Annotated in this window: 17 protein-coding genes and 1 pseudogene; 11 read left to right on the top strand and 7 right to left on the bottom strand. The window is 56.4% G+C overall.

Going from position 1 to position 17817, the window contains the following annotated elements:
* Nucleotides 1–723: 723 nt before the first annotated feature.
* Together OR573_14940 and OR573_14945 are read right to left on the bottom strand one after the other, a co-directional pair.
* Nucleotides 724–1662 (bottom strand): hypothetical protein, encoded by a 939-nt coding sequence (locus OR573_14940; GenBank protein XGA79754.1) that lies wholly within the window; start codon nucleotides 1660–1662, stop codon nucleotides 724–726.
* 182 nt (nucleotides 1663–1844) lie between these two features.
* Nucleotides 1845–1958 (bottom strand): annotated as a pseudogene (locus OR573_14945) (DNA repair protein RadC).
* Nucleotides 1959–2049: 91 nt separating this feature from the next.
* Between OR573_14945 and OR573_14950 the strand changes: the two are divergent.
* The gene (locus OR573_14950; protein XGA79755.1) at nucleotides 2050–2241 is read left to right on the top strand and encodes a hypothetical protein; all 192 of its coding nucleotides are present in this window, start codon (nucleotides 2050–2052) and stop codon (nucleotides 2239–2241) included.
* 225 nt (nucleotides 2242–2466) lie between these two features.
* Here the strand turns inward: OR573_14950 and OR573_14955 are convergent, their stop codons facing one another.
* Both OR573_14955 and OR573_14960 read right to left on the bottom strand, forming a co-directional pair.
* The gene (locus OR573_14955) at nucleotides 2467–2697 is read right to left on the bottom strand and encodes a hypothetical protein (GenBank protein XGA79756.1); all 231 of its coding nucleotides are present in this window, start codon (nucleotides 2695–2697) and stop codon (nucleotides 2467–2469) included.
* 135 nt (nucleotides 2698–2832) lie between these two features.
* On the bottom strand, nucleotides 2833–3834 hold the full coding sequence (locus OR573_14960) for an Rpn family recombination-promoting nuclease/putative transposase (GenBank protein ID XGA79757.1): 1002 nt from the start codon (nucleotides 3832–3834) through the stop codon (nucleotides 2833–2835).
* A gap of 264 nt (nucleotides 3835–4098) precedes the next feature.
* Here OR573_14960 and OR573_14965 point away from each other — a divergent pair, with 264 nt between their 5' ends.
* Both OR573_14965 and nadS read left to right on the top strand, forming a co-directional pair.
* Nucleotides 4099–4437, top strand: coding sequence for a type II toxin-antitoxin system RelE/ParE family toxin (locus OR573_14965; protein XGA79758.1), 339 nt, complete (start codon nucleotides 4099–4101; stop codon nucleotides 4435–4437).
* Nucleotides 4434–4718, top strand: a complete 285-nt coding sequence (nadS, locus tag OR573_14970; GenBank protein ID XGA79759.1) for a NadS family protein — start codon at nucleotides 4434–4436, stop codon at nucleotides 4716–4718. The genes OR573_14965 and nadS overlap by 4 nt, the downstream gene beginning before the upstream one ends.
* A 135-nt stretch (nucleotides 4719–4853) precedes the next feature.
* On the opposite strand, the gene OR573_14975 is transcribed toward nadS, so the two are convergent.
* On the bottom strand, nucleotides 4854–5348 hold the full coding sequence (locus OR573_14975) for a hypothetical protein (GenBank protein ID XGA79760.1): 495 nt from the start codon (nucleotides 5346–5348) through the stop codon (nucleotides 4854–4856).
* A gap of 260 nt (nucleotides 5349–5608) precedes the next feature.
* Here OR573_14975 and OR573_14980 point away from each other — a divergent pair, with 260 nt between their 5' ends.
* A complete protein-coding gene (locus OR573_14980; protein XGA79761.1) occupies nucleotides 5609–6481 on the top strand; it encodes an Rpn family recombination-promoting nuclease/putative transposase in 873 nt (290 codons plus the stop codon).
* Nucleotides 6482–6752: 271 nt separating this feature from the next.
* Here the strand turns inward: OR573_14980 and OR573_14985 are convergent, their stop codons facing one another.
* The gene (locus OR573_14985) at nucleotides 6753–7295 is read right to left on the bottom strand and encodes a hypothetical protein (GenBank protein ID XGA79762.1); all 543 of its coding nucleotides are present in this window, start codon (nucleotides 7293–7295) and stop codon (nucleotides 6753–6755) included.
* 337 nt (nucleotides 7296–7632) lie between these two features.
* A complete protein-coding gene (locus OR573_14990; protein ID XGA79763.1) occupies nucleotides 7633–7938 on the bottom strand; it encodes a hypothetical protein in 306 nt (101 codons plus the stop codon).
* Nucleotides 7939–8333: 395 nt separating this feature from the next.
* Here OR573_14990 and nhaC point away from each other — a divergent pair, with 395 nt between their 5' ends.
* The 7 genes from nhaC to OR573_15025 all read left to right on the top strand — a co-directional run bounded on the left by nhaC (nucleotide 8334) and on the right by OR573_15025 (nucleotide 17810).
* Nucleotides 8334–9869 (top strand): Na+/H+ antiporter NhaC, encoded by a 1536-nt coding sequence (nhaC, locus tag OR573_14995; protein XGA79764.1) that lies wholly within the window; start codon nucleotides 8334–8336, stop codon nucleotides 9867–9869.
* Between the two features lie 125 nt (nucleotides 9870–9994).
* Complete coding sequence (locus OR573_15000) at nucleotides 9995–11242, top strand: FAD-dependent oxidoreductase (GenBank protein XGA79765.1); 1248 nt, start codon at nucleotides 9995–9997, stop codon at nucleotides 11240–11242.
* A gap of 33 nt (nucleotides 11243–11275) precedes the next feature.
* Complete coding sequence (locus OR573_15005) at nucleotides 11276–12316, top strand: GlxA family transcriptional regulator (GenBank protein XGA79766.1); 1041 nt, start codon at nucleotides 11276–11278, stop codon at nucleotides 12314–12316.
* Between the two features lie 211 nt (nucleotides 12317–12527).
* Nucleotides 12528–13778 (top strand): sarcosine oxidase subunit beta family protein, encoded by a 1251-nt coding sequence (locus OR573_15010; GenBank protein ID XGA79767.1) that lies wholly within the window; start codon nucleotides 12528–12530, stop codon nucleotides 13776–13778.
* A 12-nt stretch (nucleotides 13779–13790) separates the two neighbouring features.
* A complete protein-coding gene (locus OR573_15015; GenBank protein ID XGA79768.1) occupies nucleotides 13791–14132 on the top strand; it encodes a sarcosine oxidase subunit delta in 342 nt (113 codons plus the stop codon).
* Entirely contained in the window at nucleotides 14129–17182 is a 3054-nt protein-coding gene (locus OR573_15020) for a sarcosine oxidase subunit alpha family protein (GenBank protein XGA79769.1), read from the top strand. The genes OR573_15015 and OR573_15020 overlap by 4 nt, the downstream gene beginning before the upstream one ends.
* A complete protein-coding gene (locus tag OR573_15025) occupies nucleotides 17175–17810 on the top strand; it encodes a sarcosine oxidase subunit gamma (protein ID XGA79770.1) in 636 nt (211 codons plus the stop codon). The genes OR573_15020 and OR573_15025 overlap by 8 nt, the downstream gene beginning before the upstream one ends.
* Nucleotides 17811–17817: the final 7 nt, after the last annotated feature.

Below are 17817 nucleotides of genomic sequence, written 5' to 3' on the forward strand. Positions count from 1 at the left end.
GAAAACGGATACCAAACACTATTGCAGCTTACGCTGGCAAACGCTTAATCGCATCCTACCTTATCTTATCTATCCACTGCGTAAAAATCAGCCAGAGACGATGTGTTTATCCATTCCCGCATGGCCTTGGTAGGAGTCTATTGTGATGCAGGCAATTGAGCATCATCTGCCAAGGTCAAAATGGATTCCCGATAACCCCATTCGGGAATGACGATGTTGACCTGATATTCGGTCATGTCAGCTTTAGGCTCTCCATCGGTGCTGAGTACGCTGAAGTGGCATCACTTTTCAACTCATCAGCATGACAGCAGTTCTTCCAATGTCTCGTCACGGCCGCGAGACGCAACCCCTCTCCATGACAGATTGCCGTATCATCACGAGCATAGTGAAGTGATCTGGGGGTTGCGCTGGGTCAAGCTTGAGAAGGTGATCCAGCACCGTTAAAGGCAAGATCAGTGCTTATCTTCGGGCAATCTCGTCAACCGCCAATCCCGTCGCTTCGACAATCTGCTCATCACTGAGCACACCGAAGGCCAACAAATGACGGGCAGTATCACGCTTTTCTTCTAAAGCACGGGCCTCTGCTTTCTGCAGAACCTTCTGGCGCTCTTCTCGGCGCTCTTGTTGCGCCTAATTTTCAAGATTCTCTGCCTTATCCTCCACCAAGCTGTTGAGCTGATCTAAATTGACCTCAGCTCCGCGCCGCTGCAGGTGAAGGCGAGATCAGTGCTTGCCCAGTAGAGTCTCCAAACTATCCGCTGTCAGAATCTGCGCTACCCAGTCATCAAGTTGTGCATCAGAAGCGGAGGCAATGTGCTTGTCAGCCCAATCAGGCAGCTCACCAAATTTCAGAGCGATCTGCTTGCGCAAGGTGCCCTCTACACCTTCATGTACTGCTTTCGCACGCTCATAGCGCTCAATCGTATTCACGTAAGGCATATGGTTTTCCTCCTGTATGGCGTAGACCGCCTGTACAAACTCGGGTTCCAGGGTGCTTGGCAGCTGGAGCATCCAGTCGATGATGATAAATAACGTTACGACCTGGTCGCGGTTATAGCCCCGCTCATACAACAGCCGTATCAGCGCTACTTTGACGTCCTTGCGTGTGGCACCGTCTTTCACTCGCTTAGCCTTAATCTGGGCCATGACCACCAGAGCGAAGACATTATTACTGGTTTCCAACGCCGCCCAGCGCGCTTCCCAATCGATCAATTTAGCCGTGGGGAAGGTAAACGTCAGCTCGCACCCCCAGCGTTGATAATGGAAGGTGGTAGGCCGAAAGCTGTCACGGGTGTCGGCCAGCACCGCCAAGCTCACCACGTCCACCCCATAGCGATCTCGTAGCCGGTACTGGTAGGTGTACATGCGCTCGGCAAAGGTGTCTTCCGGCTCGCCCTGGACTTCAACATGAATCAGCACCCAGGTTTCACTACCGTCGTTAGCGTAGACCTTGATCAGCTTATCGGCGTAGCGCCTACCGCTATTGGCATCCGGCGTGATCTGCTGCAGCTCCTTATCGAGAAAACTGTAGCCCTTCGACCAGTCCACCTGCTCATGAATTGGAGGGAATAGCAGATCCAAAAACTCCTGAAAGTACCCTTCCAACGCCATCTTCCACGGACTGTCGTGGTCAGCGCTTCGAGAGATATCCGTTTCGCTCATGCGCACTCCTATTTTAATAGGTCGATTCTACCACGGCAGGGCTTGTCAAGCGCTATCGCCGCTCACGCTATCGGCCTGCTACGTCAAGAAAAAAAGAACCCACCTAAAAAGCCCTGCCCCACGCTGCCGATTAAGGGCAGGCGTGAGGCAGGGCGTAGGGGATGTCAGTTATGAAAGTGACCTTACAGCCACCCGCGTTGTGCAAAGGAGGTAAAGCCTTCATGGCCAACGACAACGTGATCCAAGACCCGGATATCCACCAGCCCCAGAGCTTCTTTGAGGCGTTGGGTTAATCTGAGGCTTAGGATTGATAGAGACTTTTCTCTATCACTGAGGAGCACACTAAACCGGCTCCCTTCGGGAGTCGGTTTTTTTATTGGGGGAGCTATGACCGATGATGAGCGCCAGCATGTGATCAATGAGCTACAAGAGGTCATTAACGATACCCAAGCCACCCTCAGCCGCTTTGAAGCCACCGGCATGGAGGATGAAATGTGTGAGGATTATGAAAAGCTGTTGGGGATACTGGATGACGCTGTGAAGCAGCAGCGTGAGCATACCCAGGTGATGTTAGGGTAGCTACGTAATACAGTTCCGTCATTCCCTGTCACTGGCGCGAGTCTATTGTGATGCAGGCAATCGTGCTTCATCTGCCAAGGTCAAACTGGATTCCCGATAACCCCATTCGGGAATGACGGTGCAAGGTAATGTCGGGAATGACGATGTTGACCTGATATTCGGTCATGGCAGCTTTAGGCTCTCCATCGGTGCTGAGTACGTTGAGGCGGGATCACTTTCAACTTATCAGCATGACAGCAGTTCTTCCAATGTCTCGGCATGGAAGATACGCTTACCCCACGCCTCAAGCTGCTCGGCATTAGCCGCGTTGAGCTTATTCTGCGCCCAGTCAGGGCACTCGCCATACTTAGAAGTAATCTGCAGTTTCAGAAGTTTGGCTTCACCTTTTACTTCTCCTCTCGCTTCTCCTCTTGCTTCCCACTGTTCAGGCCACTTCTTGATTCGTTCTGCCAGCATGTCGTGTACCTCATGCAAATTGGTGAAATCGCTCACTTCGGGGAATTCCAACCCTGGGGCACGGTTGGGCAAGAGAATGGCGGTGCAGTGGTCAGGTGGTCAGTCGGCAATGTCTGGAAGGTGCTCAGCCCTGAATCAATGCTGTGTTTCGGCACGTAGCCTTTCGACTTCCTTAACCGGTAGCTCTTCAATCTCGGCAATTAGCTGATCGTTCATTTCGGTCAACGCTATCAGTTTGCGCGCGGCATTACGTTTGCTTTCCAGAGCACGTTGCTCGGCTTCCTGACGCCCTTCCTGACGACCTTCCTGGCGGCCTTGCTGGCGGCCTTTCTGGATGCCTCTTTCTTCCCATAGTTCAGGCCACTTTTTAATTCGTTCTGCTAGCATGTCGTGTACCTCATGCAAATTGGTGAAATCGCTCACTTCGGGGAATTCCAACCCTGGGGCACGGTTGGGCAGAAATACGCGATAGAACCAGATAATAATTGCCCGCCTTAAATTGGCTTGTTCTGGCCCGCTTAGCCATTCTGCTAAATGCCCCATCGCTTCTGAAACGTCTTTTTCGTCACGGTGTTTTTCAATGCGAAACACCGCCGCTACGATATTGCGCATTTCGTCCGACCAGCCCGGCGCATCGACAATCGCCCCTTCGTCCAGCAGCAAATAGCGCAGATTGGGCCGGTAGTCCTCTAAACCACCCGGTACCGGTTCGACCAAGTCCGCAATGTTCTGTGCCGCATTCCAACGTTTTTCTCCATTATAGAGCACAATCGGCAGCACCGGCGGCAATTTACCACTTGGCGTAAAGGCTTCCTGGCGAATCAGGTCCTGATACAACAGCCCCAGATAACTCATGATCCGCACAGCCATGTGCTTGTCTTCAGAGGATTGGAACTCCAGTAGAAGATAAACGTACAGCCAGCGATCCCGCCACCATATTCGCCAAATCATGTCATCTTCGCGGTCGCGCAACTCATCGGTGATATAGGTGCCGCTGACCTGCTCCATCTGGCTAAAATCCAGCTGCTCCACCCAGGCTTCATTTACAAAGCCGGTCAGTAGATCCCGCACCATCTGTCTGTGCGAAAACATCAGCTTATAGCTGTGGTCGTGGCGATGATGAACCTTCCTGGCCATGGGTGCTCCTATCTCAATATCACAACTTTAGCATAAATGCATATGTTGAGTGAGGCGATGGAGCAGCAGTGTGAGCACACCAAGGCGATGTTGGGAGCTGCAATACCCAGAGTGGCGTGGCCATGAGGGGGGGGGGGGGGTGGACGTAGCGGGTTGAAGTGAGCCTTAACGCGCTGAGGGTATGAACGTAACTTTATCGACGTCCCGCGTTTCGTGATGTACTATGTACACATTGCCATGCATTGGTCTAAGGACACGCCCTACGTGAGTCATGCCATTGAATTTATTGAAACGTCGACTTTTACCCGACAAATCCAGGCTATGGCGACGGATGATGAGCTGAAGGAACTCCAACGCACCCTCATCGCTCAACCAGATAAGGGTGACCTGATTCAAGGCACGGGAGGACTGCGAAAGATCCGCATGGCCTTGGGGCATCAAGGCAAACGCGGCGGCGCTCGGGTCATTTACTTCCTGGCCACCGCTGACACCATTTACTTGATATTGGCCTACCCTAAGAGCGTGAAAGACAGTTTGACGCCTACCGAGAAGACCACATTGAAAACACTGACCCACCAGTTGAAGGGAGAGGTTTCCAAATGAGCATCTTTGACGAACTTCACACATCACTGCAGGAAGCCGTCGATATCAAGCAAGGCAAGGCTCAGGCTGCGCGTGTGACACGCCACGAGGTGGCGGATGTCAAAGCTATCCGGGCCACGCTGCACGTGTCACAGGCCGAATTTGCCGAAGCCATGGGGACAAGTGTCGATACCATCAAAAGCTGGGAAACCAAACGCCGCAACCCCACGGGCCTTGCGGCCAAGGTGCTGGCGACGATTCAGGACAACCCGGCTTACTTCAAAGAACTCGCCTCCCATTGACCTCATGCTGGTTATACAGCGCGCTTAGCGCGTTAGTAGGTGAGAGAATCCGGTATCGGCATCTGAAAGTTGTGGCCGCACGCTAGGCACTAAGAATCAATGCTGCGTTTCGGAGGCGGCATCACTTTCAACTCATCAGCATGACAGCAGTTCTTCCAATGTCTCGGCACGGAAGATACGCTTACCCCAAGCCTCAAGCTGCTCGGCATTAGCCGCGTTGAGCTTATTATGTGCCCAGTCAGGGCACTCGCCATACTTAGAAGTAATCTGCAGTTTCAGAAGTTTGGCTTCCCCTCTTGCTTCCCCTCTTGCTTCCCACTGTTCAGGCCACTTCTTGATTCGTTCTGCCAGCATGTCGTGTACCTCATGCAAATTGGTGAAATCGTTAACCTCGGGGAATTCCAACCCTGGGGCACGGTTGGGCAGCAGCACGCGATAGAACCAGATAATAATTGCCCGACGTAAACTGGATTGCTCGGAGCCGCTTAACCACTCTGCCAGATGCCCCATGGCGTCTGACACGTCTTTTTCGTCACGGTGTTTTTCAATGCGAAACACCGCCGCTACGATATTGCGCATTTCGTCCGACCAGCCCGGCGCATCGACAATCGCCCCTTCGTCCAGCAGCAAATAGCGCAGATTGGGCCGGTAGTCCTCTAAACCGGTTACCGCTTGGCGTAAAGGCTTCCTGGCGAATCATATCCTGATACGCGAGCATTGGCGGGAAAGGTCAAAATAGTTTCCCGATAACCCCATTCGGGAATGACGGTGCGGGATAATGTCGGAAATGCATATGCGGAATTCCGACAGGCATTCCTGGGCTGATGTAACCAATGGCCGTTTTTTGAGCTATTCTTATTATTGAATATACATCTGCCAGGGAAGGCTTTATGACGACGACGTTGCTTGATCCCACCAATGATTACGTTTTCAAACGCCTGTTTGCCGAGAATCCTGATCTGCTGGTGGCGCTGATTAACGATCTGCGCCCGGATTTACCTGCGATCACCACGGTCGATATCACCAACCCCAATATCGAGCCTAGTGAGCTGGCGGGTAAATACATCATTCTGGATGTGCTCGCCCGCGACAACTCAGGCCACTGCTATAATGTCGAGATACAGGTACGCCGTTACGATGCCTGGCACAAACGCGGGCTTTTCTATCTGGCCAGCCTGCTCAGCAAGCAGCTAAGCGCCGGGGAAGATTATCAGGCACTGAATGCGGTGGTCGGGATTCATCTGCTGGATTTTGATCTGTTTACTGCCACGCACAGTGAGCGACAGCAGGCTATCTGGCGGTTTGAGATGCGCGATGGTACTCAGCCGCATATATCGCTCGGGAACCTGTTGCAGATGAACCTGATCGAACTGAAGAAAGCCGACCGTCTAGGCATACCTGAAAAGCCCTTGCGGGCGTGGGTTAATTTTCTCGAGCACTGGAAAGAGGGACAGGCAATGGTAGATACAAGCTATGAACCAGTAAGAAAAGCCATGGAACGTCTGAAAGAACTCAGCGCTGATGAAGAAACCCGGCGGCTGGCTTTTGTACGCGAACGCGCCCTGCGCGATGAAATCTCCTTTATTAACGATGCTGAACGCCGAGGGCGTGAAGAGGGTCTTGAAGAGGGCCGCAAGCAAGAACGTGAAGTTGTCGCTCGCAACCTGATTGCCATGCAGGTGCTTGATGACAAGCAAATTGCTTCAGCCTCTGGTTTGCAGGAAGCTGATATCCAGCGCCTGCGTCATGAAACCAGGCACTGATCAAAGGCGCTCTCTTTTATTTGGATAAAAGCAACCCGTCAACAGCATCGCCACGCCTGTCATTTCCGCATACGCTTGGCGGATTCCATGCTGACGCAGGTAATCGGGCATCGTTGGACAAAGTCAAAATGGGTTCCCGATAACCCCATTCGGGAATGACAGTATGGGGTGATGTCGGGAATGACGATGTTGACCTGATATTCGGTCATGGCAGCTTTAGGCTCTCCATCGGTGCTGACGAGTACGCTGAGGCGGCATCACTTTCAACTCATCAGCATGACAGCAGTTCTTCCAATGTCTCGGCACGGAAGATACGCTTACCCCACGCCTCAAGCTGCTCGGCATTAGCCGCGTTGAGCTTATTCTGCGCCCAGTCAGGGCACTCGCCATACTTAGAAGTAATCTGCAGTTTCAGAAGTTTGGCTTCGCCTTTTACTTCTCCTCTCGCTTCCCCTTTCGCTTCCCACTGTTCAGGCCACTTCTTGATTCGTTCTGCCAGCATGTCGTGTACCTCATGCAAATTGGTGAAATCGTTAACCTCGGGGAATTCCAACCCTGGGGCACGGTTGGGCAGCAGCACGCGATAGAACCAGATAATAATTGCCCGACGTAAACTGGATTGCTCGGGGCCGCTTAACCACTCTGCCAGATGCCCCATGGCGTCTGACACGTCTTTTTCGTCACGGTGTTTTTCAATGCGAAACACCGCCGCTACGATATTGCGCATTTCGTCCGACCAGCCCGGCGCATCGACAATCGCCCCTTCGTCCAGCAGCAAATAGCGCAGATTGGGCCGGTAGTCCTCCCTGGCCATGGGTACTCCTATCTCAATATCCAAACTTTAGCATAAATGAATATTTTGAGTGAGGCGAGCAACAGCGTAAGCATACCAAGGAGATGTTGGGTTGAAGTCGCGGGCACTGGCGGGAAAGGTCAAAATGGATTCCCGATAACCCCACTCGGGAATGACGGTGTGGGGTAATGTCGGAAATGATGGTGCTGTAGTTAAGGGAGCGTGATGATATGCTCGCCCGCGAGAACTCAGGCCACCACTATAATGTCGAGATATCGGTACGCCGTTATGATGCTTGGCACAACTGCGGTGGCGTTCTGATCTCTAATTTCGCGCTATCTGTCTGAAGGCAGCCTTGTCAGGCGCAGTCTGCGGCACCTTCACCAAACATGTCGAACATTAGTTCACGGCCCATGGAAGTGAGCACAAAGCGGCCGTATTCATTATAAATGGCGGCTTCGCTGTTGATCAGCACTTTCTGGCAGGTAGCCCATTCAGGCGCCTGCTTGCTGATAGCGGCCAGGTCTCGGCGCTCAATGCCGCGATGGGGCAGGGTAATACTTTCGAGTACGTGACCGTGGTGGTAAAGCAGTTCAGCCGCTGTCGCAAGGCACTGACGCAGGCTGCGTTGCAGATGCGCGGCGGTTGATGTGTTGGGAGTCATAAAAGGTCTCCTGCAAGAAGCCCAAAAAAGGGGCTTGTTGCAGCGCATTATAAAGCATCGCGAAGCTAATACCAAGGTCGAATAAAGACCAAGGTCTAAATGGCTTTGTATGTCTGCTCTATATTTCATTTCCCTGAATTCAACATAAAAACCCGTGGAATAGACACGTAAATGCTGTTCGACCCTCGTATTCTTTAAAAATGGGGATGTAAAAAATCAGCGCCAAGAGTAATGTTGTTACTGCAGGCGTCGTAAATCATTAGCTGGAATGAGCCATAGGTTGAAACAGCTTGCCCCCTGAAAAGCGCTTCTGTGGCCAGTATCCTGAATACATCAGCTGATAGATTGCGTTGATACAAAACCATCACACGTTCAATAATAATGAGGTTTACAAGATGGAAGAGAAACCAGAAAAGGTTCGTCAAAAACCCGGTCTCGGGCTTGCCCTGACGCCTGTCATACTGACGCTGATCGCTATCGGCACCCAGATTTTCTATTTTGGCGACTTCACTCCGCATATCCCATTGGCTATCGGCCTGGCCATCACTTCTGTGGTAGGTATCAAGCTTGGCTTCCGCTGGAAGCGGATTGAAGATGGCGCCTTCCACGTTATCAACGTCTCGTTACCGTCGGTATCGGTGTTGATTCTGGTCGGCATGATCATTGGTGTCTGGATCGCCAGTGGTACCGTTCCCAGCCTGATCTATTATGGCCTCTTGATGCTGTCACCGGCCTTCTTCCTGGCCGCCGCCATGCTGATCTGTTCGGTCGTATCGGTGTCTCTGGGTACCTCTTGGGGTACAGTCGGTACTGTCGGCCTGGCGCTGGTGGGTATTGGTGCTGGCTTTGATATCCCGATCTACTGGACAGCCGGTGCAGTGGTTTCCGGTGCTTTCTTCGGCGACAAGATCTCCCCGCTCTCCGACACCACCAACCTGGCATCAGCCGTCACCGGTAATGACGTCTTCTCGCATATCAAGAACATGATGCCAACCACCATTCCAGCCATGCTGATTGCACTGGTGATCTATCTGGTGGTGGGCTTCACCATGATCGATGATCAGGCCGCTTCTTTTGATCGTATTGAAGCAATCACCATGTCGTTGAACGAAAACTTCACGATCTCGCCCTGGCTACTGTTGCCGGCATTGCTGGTTATCATTCTGGCGGTCATGAAAATGCCGCCGATTCCTTCCCTGTTTGCCGGTGTGCTTGCCGGTGCATTTACCGCAATGGTGACGCAGGGCGTTGGCTTGCACGATATTGTGACCTATGCCAACTACGGTTACTCGATTGAAACCGGCGTTGACGAGATGGATAGCCTGCTCAACCGCGGGGGTATCCAATCAATGATGTGGACCATTTCCCTGATCCTGATTGCACTGGGTTTTGGCGGCGCGCTGGAAAAAACCGGCTGCCTGGAAACCATTATCAAGGCGATCATGGCTAAGGTGCGTTCCTTCAAAGGCGTCCAGACATCGGCGATTGCCACTTCTTTCGCGACCAACCTGGTCGCAGGCGACCCCTACCTCTCTGTTGCGCTGCCGGGCCGTATGTATGCACCGACCTACCGTGGTCTGGGCTACTCGACCCTGAACCTGTCGCGTGGTATCGAGGAAGGCGGAACCCTGATGTCGCCGCTGATTCCCTGGAACGCGGGCGGTGCCTTCGTTATCAGTGTGTTGGGTCTGGGGATTGGTGAAGGCAACGTCGAAAACCTGCTATACATTCCATTGGCCTTTGCCTGCTGGTTGTCGCCGCTGATTGGTATCTTCTACGCTCAGACGGGGCTGTTCTCGCCCAAGGCGACGGATGAAGAACGCACGAAATGGAAAGAGCAAGACGAGCATGTTGCTTCTTCTGATGCCTTAGGCGCTGCTGCCGATGCGGCTGTGAGCAATGCAACATCAGCATCTGGTTCAAACGCTTAGAGACGGCTGATAGCCAACACCTGAAACAGCGTTAGACTGGATCGCGAACACCCCGCCCTTTTAGCAGGCGGGGTGTTCGTTTTTGAGATCAACGTTTTTAGATCAATAACGGTGGGAGAGACGTCATGAGTCTGAGCCGTCCAACGGTTGTCATTGGGGGTGGAATTGTTGGCATATGCTGTGCCCTTTATCTGCAAAAAGACGGCCATGCCGTGACCCTGATAGAGCCTGCCAAGCCAGGTGATAGCACGGCCAAGTGGAGCTGCGGGCAGATTGCGGTCAGTGAAATTATTCCCCAGTCCAAGCCGGATATCATCAAGAAAGTGCCCGGTTGGTTGCTCGACCAGAAAGGTCCTCTGGCCCTGCGGCCCGCTGCGTTGCCGGGCTTGCTGCCCTGGATGCTGCGTTTTGTCACCCATGCCCGCCCGTCCAGAATCAACACCATTGCCCATGAGTTGGCCAGCCTGACAAGCCGCGCCTTTCAGGATTACGCCCCGCTGCTGGAAAACTGCCGCCGCGATGACCTGATTGGCCAGCATCCGACCCTGGAGCTTTTTGATACCGCCGCCGGGCTGGCCCATGAGCAGACGTACGTTGAGCTACGCCGCTCGCTGGGGTTTGCCTCCGAGGTGCTCAATGCCGAGCAGATTGCCGAAAAAGAACCGGCGCTGGCCGGGCGCTTTTCACACGGCTTGCTGCTGGAAGACTGGCGCACCGTGTGTGATACCGAAACCTTTATTGTCGAGCTGGCCAACAGCTTTGTTGAGCAGGGCGGAACGCTTGTAAAGGGCAGTGTCTCGATGATCAACACCCAGGGCAGCCGCGCAGTGGGCGTGATCCTGGAAAACGGTGACCAGCATCCCGCGGAACAGGTTGTGGTGGCCGCCGGAAATGGCAGCAAGGCATTTTTTGACACTCTGGGCGTCAAGGTGCCGCTGATCAAGGTGGGCGGGTATCAGGTGGTACTACCCACGCCGGATGTGGAACTGACCCATGCCAGCTTTTATGCCGATGGCGGCTTCGGCATCATTCCTATGGAGCGTGGCCTGCAGATTGGCGGCACGATAGAATTTGCCAGTGAACACGCTGAGCCCAATTTCAAGCGCGCCGAGATGATACTTGAAAAAGCCAAGGGCATATTGCCTGGGCTCAACACCGATGGAATGGAGTTTGGCGCCGGTTGGCGGCCTTTTCTGCCGGATACCAAGCCGGTGATTGACCGTTCCCCCGCTCTTGAAAACGTGGCGATGGCCTTTGGCCACGGCCAGTTAGGCTTGACGGTGGGGGCAACCACCGGGAAGCTGGTGGCTGACCTGCTGGCGGGCAAGGCTACGGATGTTGACCTGACCCCGTTCAAGGCATCGCGTTTTTAGCGTTTTCAGGAGTGAGCCAAACATGGTGATTCAATGAGCGTAGCGGCGAATAATGCACCTTCCCTTTCGGTAGGTATCGTGTTGCTGCATCGTTTTACTCTCTTGCCGTTTGCGGCCTTTGTGGATTGCCTGCGCCTGGCGGCCGATGAAGGTGATCGCAGCCGCCCGCTGCGCGCTCAATGGGTATTTATGACGCCCCACGGCGAACCGGTAGCCTCCAGCTGCGGCGCGGTGATTTCGGCGTGTCAGCCGTTTCAGCCGCCTTCCCGTTTTGATTACCTGGTGGTGATTGGTGGCGTGCAGGAAGACAAAACCGCCCTTGAAGCGGCGACCAGCGCCTACCTGCGTGAAGTCGATCATGCAGGCATTCCGCTGGTGGGGCTATGTACCGGCGTGTTTGCGCTGATTCAGGCCGGGCTGATGAAAGGGCGACGCTGCTGCGTCAGCTGGTATCACTATCATGAAATGGCCAAACGCTTTCCCACCGCTGAGCCAGTGGCGGATCGGCTGTTCATTGATGACGGTGATCGTATCACCTGCGCCGGTGGGGCCGCCGCCGCCGACCTGGCAGCGTTTCTGATCGAGCGGCATATCGGCAAGGCCTGGGCGATGAAAAGCCTGCATATCATGCTGCTGGATGAAGCCCGGCAGGGCGCGTCGCCTCAGCCCCAGCCGGTGGTATTTGGGCGGGTGGAAGACCGCATCGTCAGGCGCGCCATCCTGGTGCTTGAGCAGCATCTTGGCCAGGTGATCAGCATGGATGCCCTGGCCGAGCGGGTAGGTACCTCGCGGCGCAATCTGGAACGCCGTTTCAAGGCGACGCTGGACGTCAGCCCTCAGCAGTTCGCCCGTGAGCTGCGCCTGCGTTACGGCCTGTGGTTGTTGAATTATACCGGCAAGAGCGTCACTGATATTGGCGCCCGCTGTGGGTTTGCCGATACCGCACACTTTTCGCGCCAGTTTCGCGCCTGTTTTGGCGCTTCCCCTTCAGAGCTGCGCAAAAACGCAACGCTGCCCAATGGCCATCAGGTCGACCCTTTCTTTCTGCATGTTGACGGCCAGCCAGCGCTTTAGCGGTGGCTTGCGGCTGGGAGCTGTTTTGCTCCAGGGTCGTTAATATTTGAAATGTTCATGCGTTTTGTCGCATTCGTTCAATTCGTGGCGCGCGTAATCGCCTTTAATCAAATACTACAGAAATCCCTATTACTCACCAACAATAATGACGTAGGGCTGTCGGGGTGGCGTACACCGCCCGCAGAAAGCCTGACGCATTCAGGAGCCTTCCATGCAACGCTATTCTGGCTTCGGGCTGGTCAAGCATGCGCTCAGCCATCACGAAAACTGGCAGCGCCAGTGGCGCAACCCTACTCCCAAACCGGCCTACGACGTCATTATTGTCGGCGGCGGCGGCCATGGGCTAGCCACTGCCTACTATCTGGCCAAGGAATTCGGTATCACCAATGTCGCGGTGATCGAGAAAGGCTGGTTGGGCGGCGGCAATACTGCGCGCAACACCACCATCGTGCGTTCCAACTACCTGTGGGACGAATCGGCCTTCCTTTATGAACATGCCATGAAGCTCTGGGAAGGGCTGTCCCAGGATTTGAACTATAACGTCATGTTCTCCCAGCGCGGGGTCATGAACCTGGGACATACCCTGCAGGATATGCGCGACATTCAGCGCCGGGTCAACGCCAACCGCCTCAACGGCATCGACAGTGAAGTGCTCGATACCGCCGGGGTGCAGAAAATCGTCCCCATCATGGATTGCTCCAAGAATGCCCGTTACCCGGTGCTGGGGGCCTCCTGGCAGCCGCGTGCCGGGGTGGCCCGCCATGATGCCGTGGCCTGGGGCTATGCTCGGGGCGCCGACGCGCTAGGCGTAGACATCCTGCAGCAGACAGAAGTCATCGGCTTCAAGATCCGTGACGGCCAGATCTACGGCGTGCACACCAACCGCGGCGATATCGAAGCCAAGACGGTGGGCTGCGTAGCGGCCGGCAACTCCGGGGTGCTGGCAGGAATGGCGGGCTTCAGACTGCCGCTGGAATCCCATCCGCTGCAGGCGCTGGTCTCCGAGCCGATCAAGCCGGTGCTGGATACCGTGGTCATGTCCAACCATGTGCACGGCTATGTCAGCCAGTCGGACAAGGGCGATCTGGTCATCGGTGCCGGTATCGACGGCTACAACGGCTACGGCCAGCGCGGTAGCTACCCGACGGTGGAGCACACCCTGCAAGCCATTGTGGAAATGTTCCCGATCTTCTCGCGGGTGCGCATGAACCGTCAGTGGGGCGGTGTGGTAGATACCTGCCCGGATGCCTGCCCGATTCTGTCGAAGACGCCGGTCAAAGGCCTCTACTTCAACTGCGGTTGGGGCACCGGCGGCTTCAAGGCCACGCCCGGTTCGGGCCATGTGTTTGCCGCCAGCCTTGCCAAGGGCGAGATGCATCCGATTGCAGCGCCTTTCTCCATCGACCGCTTCCACAGCGGTGCGCTCATCGATGAACACGGCGCGGCCGGCGTCGCGCACTGAGGAGTTTTCGTCATGTTCATTATTTATTGCCCGTATTGCTGCGAATATCGCGAAGAAGAAGAGTTTCACCCCAAGGGCCAGGCGCACATTGAACGCCCCAAGGATCCTGAGGCCTGCAGCGACGAAGAGTGGGGCGATTACCTGTTCTTCCGCGATAACCCGCGCGGTGTTCACCATGAAATGTGGGTGCATGCCGTTGGTTGCCGCAAGTTCTTCAACGTGACCCGCCACACGGTGAGCTACAAGATTCTGGAAACCTACAAGATGGGCGAAAAGCCCTCGGTGACCGCCGAGAGCGTTGCAGCCACCACCGCCACCCCGGAAAGCGTTCAGAAAGAAGGAGTCCGCGCATGAGCCAGCATCAGGATACTGCCGGTCGCCGGCTCAAGGCAGGCGGGCAGATTGACCGCTCCCGTTCCCTGAACTTCACCTTTAATGGCAAGGCTTACCAGGGCTATGCCGGTGATACCCTGGCCTCGGCGCTACTGGCCAATGGCGTTGATATCGTCAACCGCAGCTTCAAGTACTCGCGTCCGCGCGGCATTGTCACCACTGGGGCCGCCGAGCCCAACGCGGTTGTCCAGCTGGGCGCGAGCGAAGCGGCCCAGGTGCCTAACGTGCGGGCCACCCAGCAGGCCCTCTATGCAGGCCTGAGCGCGGCCAGCACCAACGGCTGGCCGAACGTCCAGCTCGATATGATGGGCATGATTGGTAAGCTCGGCGGCAAGTTCATGCCGCCAGGGTTCTATTACAAGACCTTCATGGCCCCGGCCTCGATGTGGATGACCTATGAAAAATACATCCGCAAGGCCGCCGGCCTGGGCCGCAGCCCGATGGAGCCGGATGCCGACATTTACGATCATCTTCACCAGCATTGCGACATCCTGGTGGTGGGCGCTGGCCCAGCGGGCCTGGCAACCGCGCTATTGGCTGCCCGCAGTGGTGCTCGGGTCATTGTCGCTGACGAGCAGGAAGCGCTGGGTGGCTCGCTGCTCGATGCGCCCTATACTCTGGATGGCGAGCCTGCCGAGCAGTGGGTGGCACGCGTGGTCGAAGAGCTAGCCGGCATGCCACACGTGACCCTGCTGCCGCGCACCACCGCCAACGGCTACCACGATCACCACTTCGTGACCTTGCACGAGCGGCGCACCGAGCACCTGGCCGATACCGCGCCAAACGTCAACGGCCGTCGTCAGGTGCGCTCGCGCATGCACCGCGTGCGGGCCGGTCAGGTGGTGCTTGCCACTGGTGCTCATGAGCGGCCGCTGGTGTACGCCAGTAACGATGTTCCCGGCAACATGGTGGCTAGCGCCGTGACCGCCTACATTCATCGCTATGCCGTGGTGCCGGGCAAGACGCTGGTGGTCTCCACCGCCAACGACGAGGGTTACCGTGCTGCTATTGCCTGGAAGCAGGCCGGCCATGCAGTCGCCGCCATTGCCGACGTGCGTGACACCCCGGACGGTGACCTGGTTGAAAAAGCCCGCGAACTGGGTATCCGCATCATCACCGGCAGTGCTGTGATCGAAGCCAAGGGCAGCAACCGGGTCAGCGGCGCGCGGATTGCCAAGGTCGACCTGCAGCGTTTCTGTGTCAGCGGCGCGGTGGAAGAGCTGGCCTGTGACACCATCGCCACCAGCGGTGGTTTCAGCCCGGTCATTCACCTGGCCTCACACACTGGTGCCCGCCCGACCTGGCGCGATGACCTGATCAGCTTTGTGCCCGGCCTGGTGGAAGGCGTGCATGCCTGCGGCGGCGCCAATGCCAACTATGCCCTTGGCTCGCTGTTCTCTGAGGCTGTCGACGTTGCCGCCCGCGCTGTAGCTGCCCTTGGCATGAGCCCTGAGCCGATCACCCTGCCGACAACTGATGAGCCGCGCATTGGCAAGGCGGTGGCACTTTTCCAGGTGCCCCATGAAAAGGACACCCTCAAGGCACCCAAGCAGTTCGTTGACCTGCAAAATGACGTCACCGCTTCTGCCATCGAGATTGCCACTCGCGAAGGTTTCGAGTCGATTGAGCACGTCAAGCGCTACACCGCGCTGGGTTTTGGGACCGATCAGGGCAAGCTGGGTAATATCAACGGCATGGCGATTGCTGCGCGCTGCCTGAAGCGCCCGATTCCCGAGGTCGGCACCACCGTTTTCCGGCCCAACTACACCCCGGTCACCTTTGGCGCCATTGTCGGCCGTCATTGCGGCAGCCTGTTTGACCCTGAGCGTTACACCGCCATGCACGACTGGCACGTGGCACGCGGCGCTGAATTCGAGGAAGTCGGCCAGTGGATGCGCCCCTGGTACTATCCACAGAAAGTGAATGGCAAGCTGGAAAGCATGCACGAGGCCGTCCAGCGTGAATGCCTGGCGGTGCGTGAAAAGGTCGGTATTCTTGACGCCTCGACCCTGGGCAAGATTGATATCCAGGGCCCCGATGCGCGCGAATTTATCGGCCGGGTTTACACCAACAAGTGGGCCCAGCTGCCGGTCGGCAAATGCCGCTATGGCCTGATGTGCAAGGACGACGGCATGGTCACCGATGACGGTGTCACCAGCTGCCTGGGTGAAAACCACTTCCTGATGACCACCACCACCGGCGGCGCCGCGGCGGTACTGGAGTGGCTGGAGCTATGGCATCAGACCGAATGGCCGGAGCTGGATGTCTACTTCACCTCAGTTACCGATCACTGGGCGACCATGACGGTGACCGGGCCTGAAGCCCGCAAGCTGGTTAGCGAACTGACCGATATCGACCTCGACCGCGATGCCTTCAAGTTTATGGAATGGCGTTCCGGTAAGGTGGCCGGCGTTCCGGCGCGTATTTTCCGGATCTCGTTCACCGGTGAGCTGAGCTTTGAAATCAACGTTCAAGCCAACTACGCCGAACACGTCTGGAAAACCCTGTTTGAGCACGGTGAGAAGTACGGCCTGACCCCCTACGGCACCGAAACCATGCACGTGCTGCGCGCCGAAAAGGGCTTCATCATCGTCGGCCAGGACACCGATGCCTCGGTGACCCCGGAAGATCTCGGTATGCAGTGGTGCGTCGGCTACGACAAGCCGTTCTCCTGGATCGGCAAGCGTGCGCTGACCCGTTCGGATACGGCGCGCCGTGACCGCAAGCAGTTTGTCGGCCTCAAGCCCAAGGACCCCAGCGTGGTGTTGGGAGAAGGCGACCAGATCGTTCGTGATCCCAACCATGCCATCCCGATGCCGATGGTCGGTCACGTGACGTCCAGCTACTACAGCCCGACCCTCAAGAGCGGCTTTGCGCTGGCCGTCGTCAAGGATGGCCATCAGCGGATGGGCGAGAGCGTCTTCCTGCCTACCGTCGATGGCACGGTTCACGAAGCTGAAATTGTCAGCCCGATTTTCTATGACCCCAAGGGAGAGCGCCAGCATGTCTAAGGTCGCGACTTTCGATACCCGTGCCGAGGCCGACCTGCCGGTCGCCACCCCCATGGCCTACAGCTTTGCGCACAGCGGTGCGCCTGCCGTCACCCCGCAAAGCCGCGTGGTGCTGCGCGAACGCCCGCTGCAGGGGCATCTGATCCTGCGCGGCGGCGCCATCGTCCTTGATGAAGCCGTGCGCAAGGTGCTGGGCATCAACCTGCCCGGCGAGCCCCAAGGCCTTACCATTGATGAGTCCGGCCAGCGCTCGGTGCAGTGGCTATCCCCGGATGAATGGCTGGTCATCGTGCCCGACGGCGAAGCCTTCGAGCTTGAAACCGCCCTGCGCCACGAGCTCGCCGATGCCCACTACGCCATCAGCGACGTCAGCGGCGGCCAGACCCTGCTAGAGCTGGAAGGCGAAGGCGCCACCGAGGTACTGATGAAAAGCGTCATCTACGACGTTCACCCATCGCACTTCAAGGTCGGCAAGGGCGTGACCACGGTGTTCGCCAAGGCCACCGTGATCCTGCGCCGCCCCAGCGACACCCGCTGGGAGCTGGTCGTCCGCCGCAGCTTCGCCGACTACACCTACCGCTGGCTGCTCGACGCCGGCGACGAGTTCGCCATCGGCGTGGAGCGCTGAGCCTCGG

Origin of the sequence: Halomonas sp. CH40, assembly GCA_041875495.1 — a bacterium.
Lineage (GTDB): Bacteria > Pseudomonadota > Gammaproteobacteria > Pseudomonadales > Halomonadaceae > Vreelandella.

Excerpts from the sequence above, each read along its gene's own strand:
- OR573_14940 (XGA79754.1), bottom strand. The coding sequence starts at position 1,662 with ATGAGCGAAACGGATATCTCTCGAAGCGCTGACCACGACAGTCCGTGG.
- OR573_14950 (XGA79755.1), top strand. The coding sequence starts at position 2,050 with ATGACCGATGATGAGCGCCAGCATGTGATCAATGAGCTACAAGAGGTC.
- OR573_14955 (XGA79756.1), bottom strand. The coding sequence starts at position 2,697 with ATGCTGGCAGAACGAATCAAGAAGTGGCCTGAACAGTGGGAAGCAAGA.
- OR573_14960 (XGA79757.1), bottom strand. The coding sequence starts at position 3,834 with ATGGCCAGGAAGGTTCATCATCGCCACGACCACAGCTATAAGCTGATG.
- nadS (XGA79759.1), top strand. The coding sequence starts at position 4,434 with ATGAGCATCTTTGACGAACTTCACACATCACTGCAGGAAGCCGTCGAT.
- OR573_14980 (XGA79761.1), top strand. The coding sequence starts at position 5,609 with ATGACGACGACGTTGCTTGATCCCACCAATGATTACGTTTTCAAACGC.
- OR573_14985 (XGA79762.1), bottom strand. The coding sequence starts at position 7,295 with ATGGCCAGGGAGGACTACCGGCCCAATCTGCGCTATTTGCTGCTGGAC.
- OR573_14990 (XGA79763.1), bottom strand. The coding sequence starts at position 7,938 with ATGACTCCCAACACATCAACCGCCGCGCATCTGCAACGCAGCCTGCGT.
- nhaC (XGA79764.1), top strand. The coding sequence starts at position 8,334 with ATGGAAGAGAAACCAGAAAAGGTTCGTCAAAAACCCGGTCTCGGGCTT.
- OR573_15000 (XGA79765.1), top strand. The coding sequence starts at position 9,995 with ATGAGTCTGAGCCGTCCAACGGTTGTCATTGGGGGTGGAATTGTTGGC.
- OR573_15005 (XGA79766.1), top strand. The coding sequence starts at position 11,276 with ATGAGCGTAGCGGCGAATAATGCACCTTCCCTTTCGGTAGGTATCGTG.
- OR573_15010 (XGA79767.1), top strand. The coding sequence starts at position 12,528 with ATGCAACGCTATTCTGGCTTCGGGCTGGTCAAGCATGCGCTCAGCCAT.
- OR573_15015 (XGA79768.1), top strand. The coding sequence starts at position 13,791 with ATGTTCATTATTTATTGCCCGTATTGCTGCGAATATCGCGAAGAAGAA.
- OR573_15020 (XGA79769.1), top strand. The coding sequence starts at position 14,129 with ATGAGCCAGCATCAGGATACTGCCGGTCGCCGGCTCAAGGCAGGCGGG.
- OR573_15025 (XGA79770.1), top strand. The coding sequence starts at position 17,175 with ATGTCTAAGGTCGCGACTTTCGATACCCGTGCCGAGGCCGACCTGCCG.